Here is a 23,116-nt window from a genome sequence, read left to right as displayed (position 1 = left end):
GACGGGAGGCGGCGTGGCAGAGGCGTATCCGGCGGAGGGCCGACCGCGGCGACGCGGCCGGAAGGTGCTGATCGGCTTCGTCGTCCTGCTGCTGGTGCTGGTCGGGCTGCTCGTCGTCGCCGACCGGGTCGCCGCCGGGGTCGCCGAGCGGGCGATCGCCGACCAGGTGCGGCAGGAGATCGCCAAGCAGGACGCGCAGTCCGCCGCGCCGCAGGTCGAGGTGGGTGGCTTCCCGTTCCTCACCCAGGTGCTCGACGGCCGGTACGAGCGCATCTCGATCCAGCTCACCGACGTGCGGGGCGCCGTCCAGGGTGACGCCGTGGAGGTGCCGAAGCTGGACGTGGACGCGCGCAACGTGACCGCGTCGCTGGACACGCTGCGCTCCGGCCGGGGCGACGTGGTGGCCGAGAGCGTGGACGGGCGGGGCACCGTCACCTACGAGAGCCTGGCCAAGCTGCTGGACCGTCCCGGGCTGACGCTCGGCGAGCGGAACGGCAAGCTCGCCGTCACCGCCCCGGTGGACATCCTCGGCGTCAAGCTCACCGTAAACGGCACCGCCGACGTCACGGTGGCCGGCGGCAAGGTGGCGCTGCGCTTCAACGACCTCACCGCCGACGGCCTGCCGAACGTGCCGCTGGCCCGGGCCGCGCTCACCCGGTACGCGCAGGGCATCTCGATCGACGTGCCGCTGCCGGAGCTGCCGTTCCAGCTCAACCTGCGCAAGGTGGAGCCGAAGCCGGAGGGCCTGGTGGTCACGGCGGACGCGGCGAACGTGCCGATCAACTCCGCCGGCTGAAAGCCGTACACGGCCGGTCCGGGGAGCGGGCCGGCCGTCCCGGATGCTGGTCGGTCTGGTGGCAGCTGTGGCGTGGGCTGGTAATCTCCCTGCCCATGGGGACCCACCTCACCAAACGGCGCGCGGTCGACCTGTGCCGCGTGGCCACCTGCCTGTGTCGCCCCGTCATCTGACGGCGGGGCTGTCTCCGGCCGCCTGAACGGCGGCCACCCAGGGTCCACGAACCTCTCCCGGTTCCCCTCAACGCCCGGCAGCGGCGCCGTCGCACGTACCCGTGATCCGTTCCTAGCTCTGGGTCCCGCGCGTGGTGCGACAACAATCGACATCGATCTCCGCGCGCAGGCTCACCAACCATCCTCACCAGGGAGTGATCTGATGAGTCGCGACACCGCACTCGTTTCGGCCGAGTGGGCCGAGAAGAACCTCGGCGCCCCGGGCGTCGTCTTCGTCGAGGTCGACGAGGACACCTCGGCCTACGACACCGGGCACATCGCCGGCGCCGTCAAGCTCGACTGGCGCACCGACCTGCAGGACCAGGTCCGCCGGGACTTCGTCAACAAGAGCCAGTTCGAGGCGCTGCTGTCCGACCGGGGCATCGCCAACGACGACACCGTGATCCTGTACGGCGGCAACAACAACTGGTTCGCCGCGTACGCGTACTGGTACTTCAAGCTCTACGGCCACGGCGACGTCAAGCTGCTCGACGGCGGCCGCAAGAAGTGGGAGCTGGACGCCCGTCCGCTCGTCACCGACGTGGTGGAGCGGCCGAAGACGCAGTACGTCGCGCAGGAGCCGGACACCTCGATCCGCGCGTTCCGCGACGAGGTGGTAGCCGCGATCGGCACCAAGAACCTGGTCGAYGTGCGCAGCCCCGACGAGTTCGCCGGCCGCCTGCTCGCCCCCGCCCACCTGCCGCAGGAGCAGGCGCAGCGGGCCGGCCACATCCCGACCGCGATCAGCGTGCCGTGGTCCAAGGCGGCGAACGAGGACGGCACGTTCAAGTCCGACGACGAGCTGCGCAAGATCTACGCCGACGCCGGGCTGGACGACAGCAAGGAGACGATCGCGTACTGCCGGATCGGCGAGCGCTCCTCGCACAGCTGGTTCGTGCTCCAGGAGCTGCTCGGGCACCGCAACGTGAAGAACTACGACGGTTCCTGGACCGAGTACGGCTCGCTCGTCGGCGTGCCGGTGGCGCTCGGTGACGAGCCGGGGGAGGCCTGATGACCGCCACCTCCGCCACCTCCGCCGCCTCGACGGCTGCCGCCGGCTGCGCCGCGCCGGACCAGGCCGCCCCCCTCCCGGCCAGCCTGGACCTGGAGAAGGAAACCGTCATCACCGGCCGTGTGCTGTCCGAGTCCGGCGAGGTCGTGCCGGGCGCGTATGTGCGGCTGCTCGACTCCACCGGTGAGTTCACCGCCGAGGTGGTGACGTCGCCGGCCGGGCAGTTCCGGTTCTTCGCCGCGCCGGGCTCGTGGACGCTGCGGGCGCTGTCCCGCCAGGGCAACGGCGACACCGCCGTCGCCGCGGCTCGCGGGATCAACGAGGTGACCGTCTCGGTCGCCGCCTGACCCACGCTCTGATCGTGGCCCGCCACCCCAGCCGGGTGGCGGGCCACGAGCCGTTCCGGTGACTGTGCGGCTTGCCCGTGGCTGGCAGGCTGGACGGCGGCGCGCCCCGGACGCGCCGGAGGGGGATCAGGTGCCCGACGACGCCGCCGCCCACGCAGTTCGCTATCTGATCGACTTCATCGACGGCAATCGGGGTGAGGAGATCGCCCGCGAACTCCAGCGCACCGCCGGGTCCGGCCGCGCGCGCCCGTTCGACGTCTCGGTCGCCAGCCTCGACACGGACCTGTCGTTCCTCACGAAGCGGGCCACGCTCGTCACCGGCAAGCTGGTCCTCTCCCAGCCCGGCGGCAAGCACTGCTACCTGGCCAACCGGGAGACCTGCAAGAGGTGCGGCAAGGATCCGGATCACTGCGACCCGCGCTGCCGGTACGAGGACATCCGGATCGACCAGCTCTACGCCGAATGCGACGACCTGGACCGCCTCGGCGCGTACCTGCGGGACTGCGCGCCGCTGCTGGAGCTGGGGCAGCTCGTCTACTTCCCGCAGACCTTCCGCCGCACCCACCTGGAGTCGCGCGCGCCGGACTCCCAGTCGACCTCCTCGCCGTTCGACACGATGGGCCGGATCGAGCTGGGCGACAACCCGGACCGCACACTCGACCTGATCGTCAAGGGGCACCGGGTCGTCGACGTGCCGAGCGGGGATCCGGTGAAGGCGCGGCTGGTGACCCCACTGCTCCAGCTCGACCTGCCGATGCTGGAGGGCACCTCGCTCCGGGACTACTGCGCCATCCTGACCCAGGAGAGCGACGCGCTCGCCGCGACCCAGGCGTACCTGCGCGGCCGGATGCTGGACGTCGACACGGATCCGGACAAGGCGCTGGTGCAGCTCGCGAAGCTCGACGCGGAGATCCAGGAGGGGGTGCGGGCGGCTCGCTCCGAGGTCGCCCGGGTGGCCCGGCGCTCGGCGGTGCAGGCCGCGGGCGCCGCGGTGGCGACCGTCGCCGCGACGCTGGTGGCGGTCGAGGGCACCCACCTGGCGCCGGTGCTCGGCATGCTGGGCGCGGGCGGGTTCTTCTCCGCGGTGCTCGCCGCCGACCAGTACGCCGACCGTCTCGGCGAGCTGCGGCAGCGCCCCTTCTACCTGCTGTGGCTGCTGTCCCGCCGGTCCGTCCCGGCCTGACCGGGCGTGCCGAGGCGCGGCCGGGTGCCTCGCCGGCACGTGACACCATTGCCGGGTGACTGCCGTCGAGACGGGCTACGCCCCGCCCAACCCTGGAGATCAGCCGGGCGCCGGCCGGCGTCGGCTGCGCTGGCTGACGGCCGCCACTGTGGCGTGGGCCGTGCTGCTGGCCGGGCTGACCTGGTGGTCGGTGCGGACCGACCCGCCGACGGTCAAGGAGCAGCGCTCACTGGACCAGGCCGGTCCGGTGGTGGACCGGGCGATCGGCGAGCTGACCGGCGCGGTCGGCGCCGACGGCGTACCCGCGCTCGTACCGGACCGCCTGGAACGCGGCTGCCGGATCACGCCGATGGACTCCGGCGCGACGCTCGAGCGCGGCGTCGAGGTGGCGATCGGCGGCGACGACGTACGCGAAGTGCTGCGACGCGTCGCCGACCGGCTGCCGCAGGCGTGGCGGGCGGGCGTGTCGACGTTCGACGGCGAGCCGCTGCTGCGCGCCGACGCGGGCGACTTCGTCGCGGTCGAGGGCCGGGCCGACGGCCCGGGCCGGATCCTTCTGACCGCCGCGACCGGCTGCCGGCCGCTGGGTTCCGGCTACCGCGCGCCGACCGCCGACGCCGCTGCCGAAGCCGCCGCGCTGGCGTCGGCGCTGGGCCGGTGGGGCGGCGCGACCGGCGCGGTCCAGGTCCTGACCGCGCCCTGCCCCGGTGGGGGCGCGGCCCGCACCGCCCGGGGTGAGGCCGCCGCGCCGGCGGATCAGCCGCTCGCCGCCGCGTTCGGCGGCGGCGTCGCGCCGGTGGTGGACTCCGCCGACCGGTACGCGCGCCCCGGCGAGCCGGCCGTGCTGGCCGAGCGGGCCGACGAGCGGGTGCGCGTGGCGGTGACCACGCCCTGCCCGGCCTGACTCACCGGCCGGGCAGTCCGAGCGGCGGCGGCGCCGGTTCCTCGTGCGGTTCCCGGCTGCGGCCCAGCGCGTCCACCCGGCCCCAGCGGCCCGGGATGTCGAGCAGTTCCACCCGGCCCATCCCCGGCGGTACGGCCGGGTCGATGATCAGGTGCTCGCCCTGCGGCTCCAGTCCCAGGATCACCCGTAGCAGCAGCAGAGGCGTACCGGCGGACCACGCCTGCGGGCTGCACGCGGTGGGGTACTCCACCGGGTAGTCGGTGAGGCCACGTTCGTAGCCGGCGAACACCTCGGGCAGCCGCCCGTCGAAGAAGTGCGACGCGCTGAGCAGCGCGTCGCAGATCCGGCCGGCCTCCTGCCGGAAGCCGTACCGCCACAGACCCCAGGCGATGATCGAGTTGTCGAACGGCCACACCGTGCCGACGTGGTATCCGACCGGGTTGTACCGGCCCTGGTCGTCGGCGAGCGTGCGTACCCCCCAGCCGGAGAACAGGCGCGGGCCGAGCAGATGGGCGGCGACCGCGGGGGCCCGGGACTCGTCCACGATGCCGCTCCACAGCAGGTGGCCGATGTTCGAGGAGAGCGCGTCCACCTGCCGCCCGCGCGGATCGAGCGCCAGCGCGTAGTACTCCCGGTCGGCGATCCAGAAGTCGCGGTTGAACCGTTCCTTCAGCGCCGCCGCCTCCTGCTCCAGCCGGTCCGCGTACGCCGGGTCCTGCCAGTAGGTGCGGGCCAGGCGGGCGGCGCGCATCTTCGCGTCGTACGCGTACCCCTGCAGCTCGCAGGTGGCCCGGGGGAACTCCGGCATCCGCCCGTCGGCGTAGGAGATGGCTTCCGGTGAGTCCTTCCAGCACTGGTTCGGCAGCCCCGTCTCCGGGTTGCGGGACATGTACCAGACGTAGCCGGTGCCGAGCAGGTCCCCGTACGTGTCGAGCCAGGTCAGCGCCGCCCGGGTCTCGTACTCCAGCTTGCGTACCAGATCGGCGTCCCCGGTCCACCGCTCGTACTCGTCGAGCAGGATCACGAACAGCGCCGTCGTGTCGGCCGCGCCGTAGTACGGCGAGTGCGGCTGTTCCTCGAATCCGGCGCTCTCGCCGTAGCGCAGCTCGTGCAGGATCTTGCCCGGCTCCTCGTCGCGGAAGTCGTCGACCCGGCTGCCCTGAAGACCGGCCAGCATGATGATCGTCGGTTTGACCAGGTCGGGGAGGAACGGCAGCACCTGGAGCGAGGTGAAGATGCTGTCGCGGCCGAACAGCGTCATGAACCAGGGCAGGCCGGCCGCGAGCAGCCGGACGCCGAGCGTGATCGACTCGTACCGGAGCGCGGCCAGGTCGTTGAGGCTGCGCCGGTACGCGCTGGCCAGCGGCTCGCAGTCGCAGCCCAGCTTCGGCGCACGGCTGATCAGGGCGCTCTGCTCGGCCTCGATCTCGGCCGCGGTGCGCTGGCCGCCCAGCGGCAGGATGGCCCGGATGTCCTCACCACGCGCGCCGTAGATGATGGTGCTGACGTGCAGCCGGGTGGTCCACTCGCCGTGCGGGCTGATCCGGACCCGGAAGGTCATCCCGTCCGCGTCGACCTCGACCGGCGCGCTGCTGGTCACCAGCGTCTCGCGGCGGAACGCCTCCCGGCGGTAGGTGAGCCGCAGGCCGTTCGGTTCCACCGTCGGCGTGGTGAGTCCCTTCTTGTCGCGCCGGTTCTTGATCTCCAGGAGGTCGGCGAAGTCGGAGCCGATGTCCAGCCGGAGGTGGAACTCCTGTTCCTGTTCGGAGTGGTTGAGCACGGTCAGTTCCTCGTCGAGGCTGCCGCCGATGGCGCGGCTGCGGATCACCGAGACGTTGGCGTCCAGGTAGTGCGTCGGCTCGCCGGGGACCAGGAAGAACCGCGTCTTGTACGACAGCGAGTCGTCGATCGAGAGCGCGTGCAGACGTTGCCCGTCGATGGTGAGGAACCAGGTGGACAGGAACCGGGTGTCGAAGGAGAACAGCCCGGTGGGGAAGTCGTACGACGGTTCGATGTTGCCGCGATCGTCGCTGACCAGGAACGTGTTGCCGTCGAGGATGCTGACCCGGTCCTTCACACCAGCCGCCGGACGTGCTCGCGGGCGGCGTCCCGGGGGTCCCGCACGTCGGGCCGTTGCGGCAGGAATCGGCGGAACGCCAGGAACAGCACGACGTGGCCGCTGAACGTGGCCTCGTTGCGCAGCACCGCCGCCATGCCGGCCGCCCGCCCGGTGACGAGCTTCTCGAACAGCTCGGTGGACAGCGTCAGCACGCCGTCCGCCGGCCGTAGCTCCTCCCGGCTCACCTGTGCCGTGCCGGGCGCCAGCGTCACGTACCAGTGCTCGGTGCGGTTGCCGTCGGCCAGGTCGATCTGGAGTGTCCCGCCGATCGGGCTGTTCAGAACGGCTGCGGCACGCGCCGGCAGCGACGCGAAGAACTCCTGGATGGCCTGACTCACATTCGCATGGTAGGCAGCATCCGGACATGCCGGGTCAGGATCGGCGCACTGGGCAGAATGGACAACCCGGGCCGGTTGTCAGTAGACCAGCGCCTGTGCGCCCTCGGTCATCGCTTCCTCGACGAACACGGCTGCGCCCGCGATGCGTACGCCGGGGATGACGTCGCCGGTGCCGATGTCCCGCCGGGCCGCGCACTGGGTGCAGGCGGTCACCCGGCCGGTGGCCAGGACGACGTGCAGCAGCTCGCCCAGTGGCGCGGAATGCGGCAGCTCGAACGACTCGGCCCGGCCGGGGAGCGCGAACCAGGTCGATTCGCCGGTGAGCCAGAGCGAGACGTCCACCCCGGCCGCGGCGGCGGTGGCGGCGACTGTGAACGCCTGGGCGCAGCGTTCCGGGGAGTCCGCACCGGCGGTGGCCTTGACGACGAGAGAGCGCGCCATGCCACCCAGCATAGGATGGTCCGGATGGTTACCGAGATCGGGTTCGTCAGCCTGCTGGTCGCCGGCCTGGGCGCGCTCGCCGGTGGCCTGGCCTATCTCGCGGTCCGCATAGCTAGAGGTAAGTGGTGAATCTGTGAGTGAGAATCCGCTTCAGCCGCCGTGGTTGAACGCGCCGCCGGTCGAGGAGTACCCGTACGAGGAGAGCCACGACCTGCGCGTCGGCCCGAAGCTGCACCCGAGCCTGGACGGCCTGCTGCCGTACATCGGGGTGTGGCGCGGCCGGGGCCGGGGTGGGTTCCCGACGATCGAGGACTTCGACTACGCGCAGGAGATCCGGATCAGCCACGACGGCCGGCCGTTCCTGTTCTACGAGTCGCGGGCCTGGATCCTGGACGAGCAGAGCCGCCCGGTCCGGCCGGCCGGCCGCGAGGTGGGCTGGTGGCGTCCGGTGCTCGACGGTGAGCGGGTCACCGACGAGCTGGAGGCGTTGATGACCACGCCGACCGGCGTGATGGAGCTGCACATCGGCAAGCGCAAGGGCACCCAGATCGAGTTCGCCACCGACGCGGTCGTGCGTACCGCGACGGCGAAGGAGGTCACCGCCGGCGCCCGGCTGTTCGGCATCGTCGAGGGCGCTCTGCTGTACGCGCAGGAGATGGCCGCCGTGGGTCAGCCTTTGAGCCCGCACCTCTCCGCCCGCCTCACCCGGGTGGCCGGCTGACCCGTCCCGCTTCCCCGGTCGATCATGAAGTTGACGGCGTCGGCTGCCCGATTTGTCACCGCCAACTTCATGATCAACGGGGGGAGGGCCGGGGGAAGTTCAGGAGGGCCTGGATGCGGGGGGTCAGGGGGGAACTCGGGCGGGGGGTTCCGTTCAGGGTCGTGACCTCCGTGGGGCCGCGTAGGGAGCTGGTCAGCCAGATCGCCTCGGCGGCGTGCAGGTCGGGCACCGTGGGCAGGTGCTCGGCCGCCGCGAGGCCCAGCTCTGCGGCGCGTTCCAGCAGGTGGTGGGCGGTCACGCCGGGCAGGATGCCGGTCTGCGCCGCCGGCACCGTGCAGAGCGTCCCGCCACGCAGCCACACCACGTTCGCGGTGGGTCCCTCCAGCACGTAGCCGTCGGTCGAGACCCAGAGCACGTCGTCCACGCCCGTCCGCTGCGCCCAGCGCCGGGCGGCGGTGCTGAGCGCGTACGAGGTGGACTTCACGCCGTTCGGCAGCCACCCCAGCTCGGGGCGGGACCGGGCGGCCACCCCGAGCGGCAGCGTGGCCACCGTCACCCCGGTACGCCGAGCCAGCCGGGCCGACGCCGGCACCTCGCCCAGCGTCGCGTACACCGTGGCCGGCCCGCCGCCCTCCGGCCCCCGGGTGCAGACCAGCCGCAACGCGCCCTCGGTCTCCGGCGGCCAGCCGGCGCGGACCGCGTCCAGCAGCTCGACAAGCGCGTCGTCCGGGGGCAGCGGCAGGTCGATCGCCGCCGCGCCCGCGCGCAGCCGGGCCAGGTGCGGCTCCAGCAGCCAGGGAAGCCCGTCGCGCAGGTGCAGCGTCTCGAACAGGCCGTCGCCGTGCAGCACACCCCGGTCGTCGCCGCGCACCACCGGCTCACCGGCCGGTACGAGCCCCCGGCCGAGCACCGCCACCCGCGTCGCCTCCACGGGCGCAGCGTAGTGGCGTACCCCGGCGGCGGACGGACCGGCGCGGCGGCCGAACTATGATCGAAGGGTGTCCGAATCCTCCCTCGCGGAAATGCTCCGCGCGCGCGGGCTGCGGCTGACGGCGCAGCGGCAGCTGGTGCTCCAGGCCGTCCTCGACCTCGGGCACGCCACCCCGGAGCAGGTACACACGGCGGTCCGCGAGGTGGCGGCCGGCGTCAACATCACCACCATCTACCGCACCCTGGAACTGCTGGAGCGGCTCGGTCTGGTCACGCACACGCACCTCTCGCACGGCGCGCCCACCTACCACGCGGCCGGCGAGCACCAGCACGTGCACCTGGTGTGCCGGGAGTGCGGGGCGATCGACGAGATCTCACCCGAGATGCTCCGCCCGCTCGCCGACCAGCTGGCCGAGCAGCGCGGATTCCAGGTCGACATCGGGCACGTCGCGCTCTTCGGAGTCTGCGGCCGCTGCACACTGAACGGGGAACACGCATGATCGACATCGCCGGAGCGGTGACCACCGAGAGCATCGACGAGCAGACCAGGGACCAGCCCGAGCCGGCCCACCGGGCGGCCGGTGTCGCGCCGGTGGCCGCGCACTACGGCGACCCGATGCGCGAGCAGCGGCTCCTGGCCACCGGCGTGGGCCTGGTCGACCGGTCGCACCGGGGCGTGGTCGCGGTTCCCGGCGAGGAACGGATCAGCTGGCTGCACACGCTCACCAGCCAGCACCTGGCCGCGCTGGCCCCCTGGCAGGGCACCGAACTGCTGGTGCTCTCCCCGCACGGGCACGTCGAGCAGCACGCGATGGTCGCCGACGACGGCGAGACCACCTGGCTGGACACCGAGCCGGGCATGACCGGCGGCCTGCTGTCGTACCTGGAGAAGATGCGGTTCTTTAGCAAGGTCGACCCGCGCGACGCCACCGCCGAGTTCGCGCTGCTGTCGCTGGTCGGGCCGGAGGCGCCCGGCGCGCTCGGCGTGACCGGGCTGGCGGCTCCCGACGTAGCGGCGGTGCCGGGTCCGAAGTTCCGTTCCGGCGAGCTGCCCGCGCGGCCCTCCGTGGTGTACGACGTCAAGCCGCTGCCGGTCGGCGGCTGGGCCCGCCGGGTGGCGCTCGGCGTCGACCTGCTCGTGCCCCGCGCCGCCATGGACGGGGTGGTCGCCGAACTGCGCGGCGCCGGGGTGCCGGTCGCCGGGCTGTGGGCGTACGAGGCGGTCCGGGTCGCCGCCAAGCAGGWACGGGCCGGGGTGGACACCGACCACCGGACGATCCCGGCCGAGGTGGACCTGATCGCCCCGGCCGTGCACCTGGACAAGGGTTGCTACCGGGGGCAGGAGACGGTGGCCCGGGTGCACAACCTGGGCAAGCCGCCCCGCCGGCTGGTCCTGCTGCATCTGGACGGCGTGGCGAGCGACCAGCCGCCGGTGGCCGGTACGCCGGTGACGCTCGACGGCCGGACGGTCGGCTTCGTGGGCACCGCCGTGCAGCACTTCGAGCTGGGTCAGGTGGCGCTCGCCGTGCTGAAGCGCAACACGCCCGACGATGCCCGCCTGCTCGTGGGCGAGAGCGCCGCCGCCATCGACGTGTAAGGAAGGGCCCCCTATTAACGCCTCCGGTAGAGGAAGGGTCCCTTCTTAACGCCGCCCGCACCGGAAATCCTCCGGTCGACCCGACGTCGGGCACCGGTCTAGGATCCGGGGCATGACGACAGGGACGTTGATCACGGTTGCCCCCACCGGCGCGGAGTCGGCGAAGGCTGAGGTGCCGGCGCTGCCGGTGACGCTCGACGAGCTGCTGCTGACCGCCAAGGAGTGCGAGGCGCTCGGCGCCGCCGTGATCCACGTCCACATCCGCGACGACGAGGCGCGGCCCACGCTCGACCAGGGGCGGCTGCGCGACACCGTGGCGGCGCTGCGGGAGAGCACCGACCTGATCGTGCAGCTCTCCTCCGGGGGTGCGGTGACCGACCCGGAGTCCGCCCGGCTCGCGGTGCTCGACGCCGCGCCGGACATGGCCTCCTGCACCATGGGCACCGTCAACTTCGGCGACGACGTGTTCCTCAACCGGTGGGAGTTCATCGTCGACCTGCACACCCGGATGCAGGAACGCGGCGTCGTCCCCGAGTACGAGATCTTCGACCTGGGCCACCTCACCGCCCTGCAGCGGCTGCTCGGCAAGTACGGCCTGCCGCACGGCGGGCACGTGCACGTCGACTTCGTGATGGGCGTACCGGGTGGCATGCCGGGCACCACGGCGACCCTGGTGGCGGCCCAGCAGATGCTGCGTGACCTGCCCGAGGGCACCACGTTCGCGGCCACCGGCATCGGGCGCAGCACCATCCCGGTGATGCTGGCCTCGCTGTCGGCCGGCGGTCACCTGCGGGTCGGCATGGAGGACACGGTCACGTACGCCAAGGGGCGCCCGGTGGAGTCCAACATGCAGCTCGTCGCGCGGGCGGTCGGCTTCGCCCAGCTCGCCCAGCGGCCTCCGCTGACCACCGCCGAGGCCCGTACGCTGCTCGGTCTTCCGGCCACCGGCCGGTAAGCGGCGTACCGGCCGCCGGCCCTGTACGGCCCCGGGCGACGCCGCAGGTCACCCCGCCGTCGGCCGGGCCCGCCCCATCGGTACGGTCCATTACGTGGGAAAGACGTACGAGGGCGGCGCGCCGCTCGCCGAGGTGGTCCGGTCCGGTTTCGTGGAGGGCTTCCACCGGGGTTCCGTGGTGGTGCTCGACGCCGCCGGAGCGCCTGTCGCCGGGGCCGGAGACGTGACCTCGCCGATCTTCCCCCGCTCGTCCAACAAGCCGATGCAGGCGATCGGGATGCTGCGGGCCGGGCTGCCGCTCACCGACCCGGCCGACCTGGCGCTCGTCTCGGCCAGCCACGCCGGTGAGGAGTTCCACATCGAGCGGGTCACCGCGTTGCTGCGCGGCGGCGGCCTCACCGGGGACGCGCTGCACTGCCCGCCGGACCTGCCGGTCGGCGAAGCCGCCCGGGAGGCGGTGCTGCGGGCCGGCGGCGGTCCCGCCCGGGTGCTGATGAACTGCTCCGGCAAGCACGCCGGCATGCTGCGCACCTGCCTGGCCGCCGGCTGGCCGCTGGACGGCTACTGGCGGCCCGAGCACCCGCTCCAGCAGCGCCTGACCGCCACGATCGAGGAGTTCACCGGGGAGCGGGCGGCGGCGGTCGGGGTGGACGGCTGCGGCGCGCCGGTGCTCGCCGTCTCGCTCACCGGGCTGGCGCGGGCGTTCCTGCGGCTGGTCGACGCCGAGCCGGGCACCGTCGAGCGGACCGTGGCGGACGCGATGCGCACGTACCCGGAGCTGGTCGGCGGCACCCAGGCCGAGGACACGCGGCTGATGCGCGGCGTACCCGGTCTGCTCGCCAAGATCGGCGCGGAGGGTGTGATCGCGGCGGCGGTCCCGGGGGTCGGCGCGGTCGCGCTGAAGATCGACGACGGCGCGGCCAGGGCCCGCATGCCGGTCCTCGTCTCGGCGCTGTCGCGGCTGGGCGTCGACGCGCCGATCCTCACCGAGTACGCCGAGACTCCCGTGCTCGGCGGCGGCCTCCCCGTAGGCGCAACCCGCCCCATCTGGTAACCCCACCCCGCCCTCCATCCCCGTCGATCTTGCACTTGCTGCCCCAGGCGAAACGCGCATTCCAGGCGCACCGAGGGCCACAAGTGCAAGATCAACACGGCGAAGGGAGGGAGGGGGCGGTCAGGGGAGGAACGGCAGGAGGGCGGTGTTGGTTTCGGTGGGGCGCTCCAGGGGGAGCAGGTGGGCCGCGTCGGGGACGTCCGGCATGCGTATGCCCCGGGGGGCCTCGTCGGCGATGCGGTCGGCCAGGCGGCGGATGTCGGCCAGGTCGTCGGCGCCGGTGCCGACAAGCACCGGTACGCGCAGCTCGCCCAGCCGGTCGATCGCCGGCGGGTCCAGCTCGTCGACGTCGACCGCGCTCAGCGCCTGCTCGGCGGCGAGCGCCCGGCGGTCCATCTCCTCGGCGAACCGGATCAGCTCCGGGTCGACGTCCTCCGGGCGGCGGGTCGGGCCGACCACCCAGAACCGCACCTCCCCGGCGGCGGTGGCGGCGAAGTCCTCCGGGTCCACGTCGCCGACCAGGTCCTCCCAGAGCTGCTCGGTCTCCTCGGACCACTCGTTGCCGGAGACGGGCGCGCCGAAGAGCGCCAGCGCCGAGACCCGCTGCGGGTGGGCGAGCGCGGTGTCCACCGCGACCCGGCCGCCGAACGAGCAGCCGACGAGCGCGGCCTGCTCGATGCCCAGCGCGTCGAGCAGCCCGATCACGTCGTCGTGGTGGGCGAACGGCGCGGGCGGCAATTCCGACTCTCCGTAGCCGCGCAGGTCCAGCGCGATCACCCGATGCCGCTGGGCGAGTGCCGGGATCTGCCCGCGCCACATCCGCCGGTCGGCGATGCCGGCGTGCAGCAGCACCACGGCGGTGCCGGTGCCGCTCTCGTCGTACGCGAGCTGGGCACCGTTGATATCGATCTTGGTCACGGGGGAGAACCGTACGGAACGGACATGGGCTCCGCAACCCGCCATCGGTGACCCTGCTAACTCTGGCTAGCGTTTTGCTTGCAGCAGTTAGCGGACCGAGCTAGCGTTGAGTCATGGCCACCAGCAAGGACCTTCCCGATGTCGGCGGGTTCATTCGCGACCTGCGGCGCAACGCGAAGATCTCACTGCGCCAGCTCGCCGAGCAGGCGGGTGTCAGCAATCCCTACCTGAGCCAGATCGAGCGAGGGCTGCGCAAGCCGAGCGCCGAGGTGCTCCAGCAGCTCGCGAGCGCGCTGCGCGTCTCCACCCCGGCGATGTACCTGCGGGCCGGGCTGCTGGACGACAAGGAGGGGCAGGGCGTGCTCGCGGCGATCGCCGTCGACCCCGAGCTGACCATGGCCCAGAAGCAGTCGCTCACCCAGATCTACGAGACGTTCCGGCGCGAGAACGCCCGCCTGGCCGAGGCGACCGAGGCCGCCGGGACGGCGGAGACGGCCGAGAAGGCCGCCGCGACCGAGCCGGCCACCGCGCCGGAGGCCCCGGCGACAGTGGCGGCGGCCGCTACCGGTCCGGTCACGCCGGAGGGCACGCCGACCGAGGCGGTCCTCGAATCGGTAGCCGTCACCGAAGCGGGTGCCGCGCCCGCCCCAACCACCGCGCCCGCCCCGACCACCGCCGCCCCTGAGCAAGCGGCCGCCCGCCGGGCGGCCCGGAAGGCCGCCGGTGCGGCCGAAGAGGAGCAGTCATGACCACCCAGCCGAAGACCAACCGCATCCCCGCACCCCTCTACGCCGCYGCCGGCGCCGGTGAGCTGGCCCTGGAGCAGCTGCGCAAGCTGCCCACCGTGGTCAGCGGCCTCGGCACCCGGGTCGTGACCGACCTCGGCGGCAAGGCCGTCGTCACCGGTTTCGAGCTGCGCCAGAAGGCCACCGAGACGCTGAAGACCGCCAACCAGACCGCGACCGGGCTGCGCGAGCGCGCCGTCGCCACCGACCTCGACCAGCTCCGCGAGGCCGCCAACCTGGAGAAGCTGCGCGAGGCGGCGAACCTGGAGAAGCTGCGCGAGGCCGCCAACCTGGACAAGCTCCGCGAGGCCGCCACCCGCAACGCCGCCGTCGTGGTGGCCGGCGCGCACGCCGCGCAGGAGCGCGCGCTGGCCGCGTACGCCGAACTGGTCGCCCGTGGTGAGCGTGTCGTCGGCGCCGGCGTGCTGGAGGCCGCCGACACGGTGAACGCCGACATCCAGGCCACCGAGGCCACCGGCACCGACGTGGCCCCGAAGGCCGATGTCACCCCGAAGGTCGCGGTCGCGACGAAGACCGAGGTGGCCGCGAAGCCGGACACCGCCGCCGCGACGACCGATGTGCCCAGCCCGGCCGAGGTGGCCGAGGCGGTGGCCGCCAAGCCGGCCGCGGTGAAGCGCACCCGCGCCACCAAGGCGACCGCCACCAAGGCCGTCGCCAAGACGACCGCCACCAAGGCCACCAAGCCGGCCACCCCGTCGGCGAAGCTGCCGAAGGCCACGAAGCGGACCCGCCCGGCCGCCGAGTGACCTGATGCTCCACCGGACCCCGGACAACGTCTTGTCGGACGTTTCCGGGGTCTCGGCATAAGCTTGCCCCCATGGCCATCGCCGCGCCGATCTTCGCGTTCGCAGTCCAAGACGTGATCCAGCTGATCCTGCTCGTCTTCGCCCTGGTCGTACAGGGAGTGGCGCTGGTGCACGCGGTCACCCAGCGCGGCGACGGTTTCGCCGCGCTCGGCACGCTGCCCAAGGGCGGCTGGGTCGCCATCCTGGCGGTCTGCCTGCTGCTGACCCTGCTCGGCTTCGGCCCGATCAGCCTGTTCGGACTGATCGGCATCGCCGCCGGTCTGATCTACCTGCTCGACGTGCGGCCCGGCCTGCGGGACCTGCACGACGGCCGAGGGTCCTGGTGAGAGGTTTCCGCTGGCCTCCGCCGCCGGACGGCGGTCCCCGCACCTGGGGGCCCGGCCCCGGCGCGCCCCGAACCGGGCGTCCCGCGCTGCCCGAGCCGGAGACGGAGCTGGTCGCCACCCCGCACGGGGTGAGCCTGGAACGGCTGGTCACCGGCACCGGTGACCCAGTCACCGTGTTCGCGCACGGGCTGGGCAGTGGCATCGCCACCACCCGCCCGTTCGGCAGCGGCGTCGCCGGGCGGCGCGTCTTCTTCCAGTTCCGCGGGCACGGTCGCTCCGACTCCCCGCCCGGCCCGTGGACCTACCTGGACCTGGCCCGTGACCTGCGCGCGATGGCGGACCTGAGCGGCGCGACCCGGGCGTTCGGCGCGAGCCTCGGCGCGGGCGCGCTCTGCCGGCTGCTCGCGGAGAGCCCGGAACGCTTCGAGAGACTCGTCTTCTTCCTGCCCGCCGTGCTGGACACACCGCGCGGCGAGGTGGCCCGCGCCCGGCTCACCGGCCTGCTCGACGCGGTGGCCGAGGGCGACGCCTCGGCGCTGGCCGACGTGGTGTCGCTGGAGTTGCCGCCGTCGGTGCGCAACACCCCGGCCGGCTGGGCCTACCTGCGGCAGCGGCTCGACCAGTTGTTGCGCGACGGGCTCGCGCCGGGGCTGGCCGACCTGCCAGCCCAGGCCCCGCTCGACGACGCCGGGTCGCTCGCCGCGGTCACCGCGCCGGCGCTGGTCATCGCCGCCGCCGACGACGACCTGCACCCGGTCGCCGTCGCCGAACGGCTCGCCGCCGCGCTCCCGAACGCCACACTGCACGTGTACGACAGGCCCGGCGTGCTCTGGACCGAACGCGCCGACCTGCGGGGGCGCGTCTCGGAGTTCCTGAACGGGTAACGTCGCCGTCCATGGGCGTCACACACCACGGCCGTACGCACCGGCTCGACCTCGCCGACCCGACCCTGCGCGAGTGGACCTGCCGGGTGCTGGCGGCCGATCCCGAGCAGGGCATCGTGCTGGACCGGTCCGCGTTCTACCCGGGTGGTGGCGGGCAGCCGCCGGATCACGGGGTGCTGCTGTGGCAGGGCGTACAGACCCGGATCGTCGGCACCCGCAAGGGCGACGACCTGTGGCTGATCCCGGCCGAGGGCGACCCGGTGCCGCCGGTCGGCAGCGAGGTGGTCGGCGCGGTGGAGGACGCCCGCCGGACCATGCTGATGCGTACCCACTCCGGGCTGCACGTGCTCTGCGGCGTGGTGTTCCGTGACTTCGGCGCGCTCGTCACCGGCGGCAACATGGAGCCGGGCGAGGCGAGGATGGACTTCAACCTGCCCGAGGTGCCGCCGGACTTCAAGGCCCGCATCGAGGAGCTGGTGAACGCCGAGGTGGCCGCCGACCGGTCGGTGGCGGTGCGGGTGCTGCCGCGCGCCGAGGCGCTCGCGCTGCCGGACATCATCCGTACCCAGTCGAACCTGATCCCGCCGGAGGAGCAGGAGGTGCGGATCGTCGACATCGTCGGGCTGGACGTGCAGGCCGACGGCGGCACGCACGTCGCCTCCACCGCCCAGATCGGCAAGGTCCAGGTGGTCAAGGTGGAGAGCAAGGGGCGGGCCAACCGCCGGGTACGCGTACGCCTGGCGGACTGACCCGCTCAGCGCGGCAGGTACGCCGCCCGGACGGCGAGCAGCCAGCGTTCCACCGTCTCCTCGTCCGGGCGCTCCGGCAGCGGTGAGCGGATCCGGTCGAACTCCGCCTCGGCGTCCGCCACCAGCGCCTGCGCCTCCTCCAGCGCGCCGCCGGAAACCCGTTCGCCGAACGCGCGGAACCACTCCGGGTCGGCGAGGCGGATCTCCAGTACGCCTGTCGCGTACAGCACCCGGCCCTGGTGCAGCAGCCGGGCCAGGTGCCGGGCGTGCTTCGCCGAGCGCAGCCGCCCACCGGCGTCGGCGGGCCGGCCGGCGAGTTTGCGGAACTGCTGCGCGGCGTACCCGAGGTAGGCGTCACGGACGCGCGGCGCGCTGAGGAACGCCGACCGGATCGCGATCAGCTCCTCACCGAACCCGGTACGGGTCTCGTAGCAGTCGTCGGGCAGCCACATCAGCTCGGTGGCGGTGGGGTTGCCGCTCAGCGCCAGCAGCGCGTACTTGCGGGCCTCGTGCAGCGTGACGTCCGGGTCGGTGGTGACCACCGACTCGCGGGGCGGGCGCAGGCCGTGGAACGCGACTATGGGCGCGGCGAACACGCCGAGCCGGTCGGTGTCCGAGCCGGGTCCGGCCAGCCCGTACGCGACCGAGCCGACGATCCCGGACAGCAGCAGGTGCATACCGGTGATGATCGCCCATCCGGTTCGTTCGGGAAACCGGACTTCCGTTGTCAGGTATCGCTGACACGGTGATCCCATGAACTCACCACTGACCGGAACTGTCGCGCTCGTCGCAGGCGCTACCCGGGGCGCCGGCCGGCAGATCGCCGTGCAGCTCGGCGCCGCCGGGGCCACCGTCTACGCCACCGGCCGCACCACCCGCGAGCGCCGCTCCGAGATGGACCGGCCGGAGACCATCGAGGAGACCGCCGAGCTGGTCACCGCCGCCGGGGGCACCGGAATCGCCGTCGCTGTCGACCACCTCGACCCCGAGCAGGTACGCGCCCTGGTCGAGCGGATCGACGCCGAGCAGGGCCGCCTCGACGTGCTGGTGAACGACGTCTGGGGCGCCGACCCGCTGATCACCTGGGAGAAGCCGGTCTGGGAGCAGCCGCTCGACGCCGGTTTCCGTACGCTGCGGCTGGCTGTCGACACGCACATCATCACCAGCCACTTCGCGCTGCCGCTGCTGATCCGCAACCCGGGCGGCCTGGTCGTCGAGGTCGGCGACGGCACCAAGGAGCACAACGACAGCGAGTACCGCCTGTCGGTCTTCTACGACCTGGCGAAGGTGTCGGTGAACCGGCTCGGCTTCAGCCAGGCGCACGAGCTGGCCCCGCACGGCTGCACCGCCGTCGCGCTCACGCCGGGCTGGCTGCGCTCGGAGGCGATGCTCGAACACTACGGCGTCACCGAGGCGAACTGGCGTGACGGCGCGAAGACCGAGCCCCACTTCGTCATGTCGGAGACGCCGGCGTTCGTCGGGCGCGCGGTGGCGGCCCTGGCCGCCGACCCGGACCGGGCCCGCTGGAACGGCAAGTCGCTGGACAGCGGCGGTCTGGCCCAGGTGTACGGCTTCACCGACGTCGACGGCAGCCGCCCGCACTGGGCCCGCTACTACGAGGAGGTGGTCAAGCCGGGTAAGCCGGCCGACCCGGACGGCTACCGCTGACCGTCGGCCGGCGGATCGGTGTAGAGCGCCGCCGCGCGGCGGGCCGCCTCGGCGAAGCGCGCCCGCAGCCGCGGCGGCGCCAGCACCTCCACCTCCGGGCCGAGCGCCAGCAACTGGGTGTACGCGACGTCCACCGACTCGACGGGCAGCCGCAGCACCAGCCGGCCCTGCTCGTCCGGCGGCCCGGCCGCGTCGACCGCCTCGGTGTAGACGAACGGCGCGTCCACCAGGTGCCGCAGCGCCCGCAACCCGGCCGGGCCGAGCCGCACGGTGACCCGCTCGCGTAACAGCTCGCGCAGGAACGCGCCGGCCTGTTCCCGCCAGTACGCCCCGAGGTCGAAGTCCTCGTCCCGGTCGAAGCCGTCGGCGCTCACCTCGGCCGAGACAACCCGGTCCACCCGGTACGTCCGCCAGCCGTCACCGACCCGGCCGACCAGGTACCAGACCCCGTTCTTCAGCACCAGCCCGTACGGCGCCAGCGTGCGGGTCACCTCGCGGTCCCCGCGCCGGTAGCGCAGCTCCACCATCAGGTCCCGCCAGACGGCCCGGGCCAGCTCGGCGAGGGCGGGCGGGGGCGCGGTCTCCCGGAACCAGCCGGGGACGTCCAGGTGGAACCGCTGCCCGGTACGGGCGGGCGCGTCCCGCAGGCTCGGCGGCAGCGCGGCGAGCACCTTCAGCTCGGCGGCGGCCACCGAGTCGGCCAGTCCCATGTCCCCTGCCGGTCCGGGCAGCCCGGCCAGGAACAGCGCCTCGGCCTCGTCCCGGCTCAACCCGGTCAGCCGGGTCCGGTAGCCGCCCAGCAGCCGGTAGCCGCCGGCCCGGCCCCGGTCCGCGTACACCGGGACACCGGCGGCGGAGAGCGCCAGCACGTCCCGGTAGACGGTCCGCTCGGACACCTCCAGCTCGCGGGCCAGCTCGGCAGCGGTCATCGTCTCCCGCGACTGGAGCAGCAGCACAAGCGAGATCAGCCGGGACGCACGCACCGGCCCATTGTGGTGCACCGGCAGATTAGGCTGTGCCGTCGTGAACGCCTCCCGTACGATCGCGCCGGTCACCGGCGCGGCCACCCGCTTCCTCGGCGGCGCCGGGCTGCTGCTGCGCGGCTTCGGCATGTACGTCCGCAGCCCGAAGCTGATGCTGCTCGGCGTGATCCCGGCGCTGATCACCGGCGCGCTCTACGTGGCGTTGTTCGCCACGCTGCTCTACTTCGTCGGCGACCTGGCGGGCTGGCTCACCCCGTTCGCCGACGACTGGTCGTCGCCCTGGCGCAATCTGCTGCGGGTCGCCGCCGGGCTGGCGGTGGTCGGCGTCGCCGGGCTGGTCGGGGTGCTCACGTTCACCGCCGTCACGCTCGTCATCGGCGACCCGTTCTACGAGGCGATCTCGGAGCGGGTCGAGGACCGGCTCGGCGGCACCCCCGGCGCCGTGGACGTGCCGTTCTGGTCCTCGCTGCGACGCAGCCTCGCCGACTCGTTGCGCCTGGTGGCGCTGTCCGCGCTGATCGGCGTACCCCTGTTCGCGGCCGGTTTCATCCCGGTGGTGGGACAGACGGTGGTCCCGGTGGTCGGCGCCCTGGTGGGTGGCTGGTTCCTGGCGCTGGAGCTGGTCGGCGCGCCGTTCTACCGGCGCGGGATGCGGCTGCCGGACCGGCGGGCGCGGCTGCGGGCCGACCGGCCGACGGCGCTCGGCTTCGGGGTGGCGGTCTTCCTGTGCTTCCTGATCCCGCTCGGCGCGGTGCTGGTCATGCCGGCCGCCGTGGCCGGGGCCGCGCTGCTGGCCCGCCGGTCGCTGGGCCAGCCGATCGAGGAGAGCTGAGATGGACACCGTCCTGATCGAGGGGGACATCACCGCGCAGCAGGTCGACGCGATAGTCAACGCCGCCAACTCGTCGCTGCTCGGCGGCGGGGGCGTGGACGGCGCGATCCACCGGCGCGGCGGCCCGGCGATCCTGGAGGAGTGCCGGGCGCTGCGCGCCTCCCGCTACGGGCGCGGGCTGCCCACCGGCCAGGCCGTCGCCACCACCGCCGGCAACCTGCCCGCCCGCTGGGTGGTGCACACGGTCGGGCCGGTCTTCTCGCCGGGCGAGGACCGCTCGGCGCTGCTGCGCGACTGCTACGCCAACAGCCTGCGGGTCGCCGACGGGCTGGGCGCCACCCGGATCGCGTTCCCGCTGATCTCCGCCGGGATCTACGGCTGGCCGGTCGAGGACGCGGTGGCGCAGGCGCTCACCGTGCTGCACGCGGCCACCCCGGAGCACGTCACCGAGGCGCGGCTGGTGCTGTTCGGCGCCGATACGTACGCCACTGCGGTGCGGGTGGCCGCCGGGCTCAGCTGAGCGTGCGCCGGCACGACCACTGGCTGTCCACCGGCCGGTAGCCGAGCCGCTCGTTGACCGCCAGCATCGGCGCGTTCACCTCGTGGTTCGAGGTGTACGCGGTGCGAGCCCCGCGCGCCGCCGCACGGTGAAGCGCGGCCTGCTTGGCCAGCCGGGCCAGCCCCCGCCCCCGGTACGCGGGCAGCGTGCCGGTGAAGTCCGACCACATCCGCTCGCCGTCCCGCTGGACCAGGGTCAGCGCGACCAGTTCCCCGTCCACCTCGGCGAGCGTGCTCGCCTCCCGGTCCAGCCCCGGGTTGTCCCAGCACTCGTACCGCCACAGGTCGAAGCCGAGCGAGTCCGTCGGCACGTCCCCCGGCTCGTCCCGGGACGCCTCGGCGTCGACCCGGTGCACCAGACGCGGGTCGAGCCCGGCGGCGGACACCAGCCGTACGCCCGGCGGCGGCTGCGGCATCGGCGGGGGCGTGCTCAGGTCCAGCGCCGAGTAGCGCACCTCCCGGCTGGGCGTGAAGCCGTGCCGCTGCGCGAACGGCAGCGACTCGGTATGCGCGTAGGTGAGCACCTCGGTGGACCCGAGCGTCAGCAGGTGCCCGAGCGCGGTGTCGAACAGCGCCGCGCCGGTGCCGTGGCGGCGATGCGCCGGGTGTACGTGCAGCAGGGAGATCATCCCCACGCCGGGCGTCGAGGTCTGCGTGTTGCGGTACGCCGACGCCCAGCCGACGACCTCGCCGTCCGTCTCGGCGACCCAGGCCGCCCAGTCCTCGCCGGGCGGCGGTTCGGCGATCATGCGGCGGGTCGACTCGACGCCGCGCACCAGATAGGGGAAGACGAGCGCGCGCAACGCCACCACGGCGGGCGCGTCGTCGGGGCGGGCGGGACGGATCTCGGCTGCGTTCATCCGGCGGACCCTAGACCCGCCGCCACCCGCGCCGCGACCGGTTAACGCGGGGCGGGCTGTTAAGAAGGGCCCCCTCCTCTACCGGAGGCGTTAAGAGGGGGCCCTTCCTTACGCGGACTCGCGCAGCACCAGCTCGGTGGGCAGCACCAGCGCCTGCTCGACCGTCTCGCCCGCCGCGATGCGCAGCAACTGCCGGGTCATCGACCGGCCCAGCTCCACTATCGGCTGCCGCACGGTGCTCAGCGGCGGCTCGGTGTACGCGGCGGTCTCGATGTCGTCGAACCCGATCACCGCCACGTCCTCGGGCACCCGCCGCCCGGCCTCCCGCAGCGTCCGCAGGGCGGCGTGCGCCATCAGGTCGGAGGCGGCGAACACGGCGTCCAGTTCCGGGTCGGCGGCGAGCAGCTCGCGCATCGCGGCGGTGCCCGACTCCCGGGTGAAGTCGCCGTACGCGACCAGCTCCGGCAGCCCGGCCTCGGTGATCGCGCTGCGGTAGCCGATCAGCCGCTCGATTCCGGCGACCATGTCCTGCGGCCCGGCGATGGTGGCGATCCGACGGCGTCCGCTCGCGATCAGGTGCTGGACCGCCGTGCTCACGCCGCCTTCGTGGTCGACGTCCACGTACGGCACGTCGGCGCCGTCGAGCGGCCGTCCGCTGCACACCACCGGGATGCCGAGGCGGGCCAGCCGGCCGGGCAGCGGGTCCTCGCCGTGCAGCGAGGCGAACAGCACCCCGTCGACGTGCCGCCCGGTGGTGTACCGCTCGACCCGTTCGTGTCCGGCCGGTGAGCCGGCGAGCATCAGCACGAGCTGCTTGTCCGCCGCCTCCAGCTCCTGCGCCGCGCCCCTGATGATGCCCGGGAACACCTGGTCGTCGGAGAAGACCCGGGTGGCCGCCTCGGGCAGCACCAGCGCCACCGAGTCGGTCCGCTGGGTGACCAGGCTGCGGGCGGCGAGGTTCGGGACGTACCCGAGTTCCTCGACCGCCCGGCGTACCGCCTGCCGGATCGGCTCGGCCACAGTGGTCGAGCCGTTCACCACCCGGGAGACGGTGGCCCGGGACACGCCGGCCAGCCGGGCCACCGCCTCCAGGGTCGGTCGCTGTGCCGTCGTCATC

Annotated in this window: 29 protein-coding genes; 20 read left to right on the top strand and 9 right to left on the bottom strand. The window is 73.3% G+C overall.

The features are described 5' to 3' along the window. The first annotated feature begins 13 nt into the window (after positions 1-13). From A8711_RS07415 to A8711_RS07395, 6 genes are all read left to right on the top strand, one after another. The gene (locus A8711_RS07415; protein ID WP_030504460.1) at positions 14-796 is read left to right on the top strand and encodes a DUF2993 domain-containing protein; all 783 of its coding nucleotides are present in this window, start codon (positions 14-16) and stop codon (positions 794-796) included. A 95-nt stretch (positions 797-891) separates the two neighbouring features. Further along, positions 892-969, top strand: coding sequence for an Ms5788A family Cys-rich leader peptide (locus A8711_RS33120; RefSeq protein WP_310503780.1), 78 nt, complete (start codon positions 892-894; stop codon positions 967-969). 202 nt (positions 970-1,171) lie between these two features. Beyond that, positions 1,172-2,020: a sulfurtransferase gene (locus A8711_RS07410; protein WP_030504459.1), complete on the top strand. Its 849-nt coding sequence runs from the start codon at positions 1,172-1,174 to the stop codon at positions 2,018-2,020. After that, on the top strand, positions 2,020-2,367 hold the full coding sequence (locus tag A8711_RS07405) for a DUF1416 domain-containing protein (protein ID WP_043328014.1): 348 nt from the start codon (positions 2,020-2,022) through the stop codon (positions 2,365-2,367). The genes A8711_RS07410 and A8711_RS07405 overlap by 1 nt, the downstream gene beginning before the upstream one ends. Before the next feature lie 130 nt (positions 2,368-2,497). Further along, entirely contained in the window at positions 2,498-3,550 is a 1,053-nt protein-coding gene (locus tag A8711_RS07400; protein WP_069087804.1) for a hypothetical protein, read from the top strand. A 55-nt stretch (positions 3,551-3,605) separates the two neighbouring features. Next, positions 3,606-4,454 (top strand): hypothetical protein, encoded by an 849-nt coding sequence (locus tag A8711_RS07395; protein WP_069087803.1) that lies wholly within the window; start codon positions 3,606-3,608, stop codon positions 4,452-4,454. Between the two features lies 1 nt (position 4,455). Here the strand turns inward: A8711_RS07395 and A8711_RS07390 are convergent, their stop codons facing one another. The 3 genes from A8711_RS07390 to A8711_RS07380 form a co-directional block, all read right to left on the bottom strand. Beyond that, complete coding sequence (locus A8711_RS07390) at positions 4,456-6,531, bottom strand: glycogen debranching N-terminal domain-containing protein (RefSeq protein ID WP_064446709.1); 2,076 nt, start codon at positions 6,529-6,531, stop codon at positions 4,456-4,458. Then, positions 6,528-6,911, bottom strand: coding sequence for an SCP2 sterol-binding domain-containing protein (locus tag A8711_RS07385; protein ID WP_043328019.1), 384 nt, complete (start codon positions 6,909-6,911; stop codon positions 6,528-6,530). The genes A8711_RS07390 and A8711_RS07385 overlap by 4 nt, the downstream gene beginning before the upstream one ends. Positions 6,912-6,989: 78 nt before the next feature. Further along, positions 6,990-7,364, bottom strand: coding sequence for a DsrE family protein (locus A8711_RS07380; RefSeq protein WP_043328020.1), 375 nt, complete (start codon positions 7,362-7,364; stop codon positions 6,990-6,992). A 12-nt stretch (positions 7,365-7,376) separates the two neighbouring features. Between A8711_RS07380 and mtfM the strand changes: the two genes are divergently transcribed. Both mtfM and A8711_RS07375 read left to right on the top strand, forming a co-directional pair. Beyond that, a complete protein-coding gene (gene mtfM / locus A8711_RS33055) occupies positions 7,377-7,481 on the top strand; it encodes a small membrane protein MtfM (RefSeq protein WP_043330899.1) in 105 nt (34 codons plus the stop codon). Positions 7,482-7,485: 4 nt separating this feature from the next. Next, positions 7,486-8,073, top strand: coding sequence for an FABP family protein (locus A8711_RS07375; RefSeq protein WP_030504451.1), 588 nt, complete (start codon positions 7,486-7,488; stop codon positions 8,071-8,073). 73 nt (positions 8,074-8,146) lie between these two features. Here A8711_RS07375 and A8711_RS07370 read toward each other — a convergent pair whose 3' ends face one another. Further along, entirely contained in the window at positions 8,147-9,004 is an 858-nt protein-coding gene (locus A8711_RS07370) for an aminotransferase class IV (RefSeq protein WP_069087802.1), read from the bottom strand. Between the two features lie 91 nt (positions 9,005-9,095). Between A8711_RS07370 and A8711_RS07365 the strand changes: the two genes are divergently transcribed. The 4 genes from A8711_RS07365 to A8711_RS07350 all read left to right on the top strand — a co-directional run bounded on the left by A8711_RS07365 (position 9,096) and on the right by A8711_RS07350 (position 12,609). Then, positions 9,096-9,503, top strand: coding sequence for a Fur family transcriptional regulator (locus tag A8711_RS07365; protein WP_083296943.1), 408 nt, complete (start codon positions 9,096-9,098; stop codon positions 9,501-9,503). Beyond that, entirely contained in the window at positions 9,500-10,600 is a 1,101-nt protein-coding gene (locus tag A8711_RS07360; RefSeq protein WP_069087800.1) for a folate-binding protein YgfZ, read from the top strand. The genes A8711_RS07365 and A8711_RS07360 overlap by 4 nt, the downstream gene beginning before the upstream one ends. A 112-nt stretch (positions 10,601-10,712) precedes the next feature. Next, positions 10,713-11,555: a 3-keto-5-aminohexanoate cleavage protein gene (locus tag A8711_RS07355; RefSeq protein ID WP_069087799.1), complete on the top strand. Its 843-nt coding sequence runs from the start codon at positions 10,713-10,715 to the stop codon at positions 11,553-11,555. 94 nt (positions 11,556-11,649) lie between these two features. After that, the gene (locus tag A8711_RS07350) at positions 11,650-12,609 is read left to right on the top strand and encodes an asparaginase (RefSeq protein ID WP_064446704.1); all 960 of its coding nucleotides are present in this window, start codon (positions 11,650-11,652) and stop codon (positions 12,607-12,609) included. Between the two features lie 120 nt (positions 12,610-12,729). Here the strand turns inward: A8711_RS07350 and A8711_RS07345 are convergent, their stop codons facing one another. Then, positions 12,730-13,527: an alpha/beta fold hydrolase gene (locus A8711_RS07345; RefSeq protein ID WP_233607832.1), complete on the bottom strand. Its 798-nt coding sequence runs from the start codon at positions 13,525-13,527 to the stop codon at positions 12,730-12,732. A gap of 113 nt (positions 13,528-13,640) precedes the next feature. Here A8711_RS07345 and A8711_RS07340 point away from each other — a divergent pair, with 113 nt between their 5' ends. From A8711_RS07340 to A8711_RS07320, 5 genes are all read left to right on the top strand, one after another. Further along, positions 13,641-14,276, top strand: coding sequence for a helix-turn-helix domain-containing protein (locus A8711_RS07340; RefSeq protein WP_069087797.1), 636 nt, complete (start codon positions 13,641-13,643; stop codon positions 14,274-14,276). After that, a complete protein-coding gene (locus tag A8711_RS07335) occupies positions 14,273-15,079 on the top strand; it encodes a hypothetical protein (RefSeq protein ID WP_069087796.1) in 807 nt (268 codons plus the stop codon). Before A8711_RS07340 ends, A8711_RS07335 begins: the two co-directional genes overlap by 4 nt. Positions 15,080-15,150: 71 nt before the next feature. Continuing rightward, entirely contained in the window at positions 15,151-15,465 is a 315-nt protein-coding gene (locus tag A8711_RS07330) for a DUF2516 family protein (RefSeq protein WP_013288803.1), read from the top strand. Then, the gene (locus A8711_RS07325) at positions 15,462-16,349 is read left to right on the top strand and encodes an alpha/beta fold hydrolase (protein WP_043328034.1); all 888 of its coding nucleotides are present in this window, start codon (positions 15,462-15,464) and stop codon (positions 16,347-16,349) included. Before A8711_RS07330 ends, A8711_RS07325 begins: the two co-directional genes overlap by 4 nt. Before the next feature lie 11 nt (positions 16,350-16,360). Continuing rightward, entirely contained in the window at positions 16,361-17,098 is a 738-nt protein-coding gene (locus A8711_RS07320) for an alanyl-tRNA editing protein (RefSeq protein WP_043328035.1), read from the top strand. Between the two features lie 5 nt (positions 17,099-17,103). Here the strand turns inward: A8711_RS07320 and A8711_RS07315 are convergent, their stop codons facing one another. Next, entirely contained in the window at positions 17,104-17,775 is a 672-nt protein-coding gene (locus A8711_RS07315) for a DNA polymerase beta superfamily protein (protein WP_069087795.1), read from the bottom strand. 76 nt (positions 17,776-17,851) lie between these two features. Here A8711_RS07315 and A8711_RS07310 point away from each other — a divergent pair, with 76 nt between their 5' ends. Continuing rightward, a complete protein-coding gene (locus A8711_RS07310; RefSeq protein ID WP_064446698.1) occupies positions 17,852-18,766 on the top strand; it encodes an SDR family oxidoreductase in 915 nt (304 codons plus the stop codon). Here the strand turns inward: A8711_RS07310 and A8711_RS07305 are convergent. Then, on the bottom strand, positions 18,757-19,749 hold the full coding sequence (locus A8711_RS07305; RefSeq protein WP_069087823.1) for a YafY family protein: 993 nt from the start codon (positions 19,747-19,749) through the stop codon (positions 18,757-18,759). The genes A8711_RS07310 and A8711_RS07305 overlap by 10 nt on opposite strands. A 40-nt stretch (positions 19,750-19,789) precedes the next feature. On the opposite strand from A8711_RS07305, the gene A8711_RS07300 reads away from it, so the two are divergent. Together A8711_RS07300 and A8711_RS07295 are read left to right on the top strand one after the other, a co-directional pair. Next, positions 19,790-20,581, top strand: a complete 792-nt coding sequence (locus A8711_RS07300; protein WP_043328041.1) for an EI24 domain-containing protein — start codon at positions 19,790-19,792, stop codon at positions 20,579-20,581. Between the two features lies 1 nt (position 20,582). Further along, positions 20,583-21,101 (top strand): O-acetyl-ADP-ribose deacetylase, encoded by a 519-nt coding sequence (locus A8711_RS07295; RefSeq protein WP_069087794.1) that lies wholly within the window; start codon positions 20,583-20,585, stop codon positions 21,099-21,101. On the opposite strand, the gene A8711_RS07290 is transcribed toward A8711_RS07295, so the two are convergent. Both A8711_RS07290 and A8711_RS07285 read right to left on the bottom strand, forming a co-directional pair. Then, entirely contained in the window at positions 21,094-21,999 is a 906-nt protein-coding gene (locus A8711_RS07290) for a GNAT family N-acetyltransferase (RefSeq protein ID WP_069087793.1), read from the bottom strand. The two genes, A8711_RS07295 and A8711_RS07290, sit on opposite strands and share 8 nt — an antisense overlap. A gap of 108 nt (positions 22,000-22,107) precedes the next feature. Next, the gene (locus A8711_RS07285; RefSeq protein ID WP_043328047.1) at positions 22,108-23,115 is read right to left on the bottom strand and encodes a LacI family DNA-binding transcriptional regulator; all 1,008 of its coding nucleotides are present in this window, start codon (positions 23,113-23,115) and stop codon (positions 22,108-22,110) included. Between the last annotated feature and the right edge of the window lies 1 nt (position 23,116).

Origin of the sequence: Micromonospora sp. II (genome assembly GCF_001709195.1) — a bacterium.
GTDB classification, from domain to species: Bacteria; Actinomycetota; Actinomycetes; order Mycobacteriales; family Micromonosporaceae; genus Micromonospora; species Micromonospora chalcea.
The sequence above is the reverse complement of the archived record's forward strand: the minus strand, read 5'-3'. Positions and strand labels throughout refer to the sequence as shown.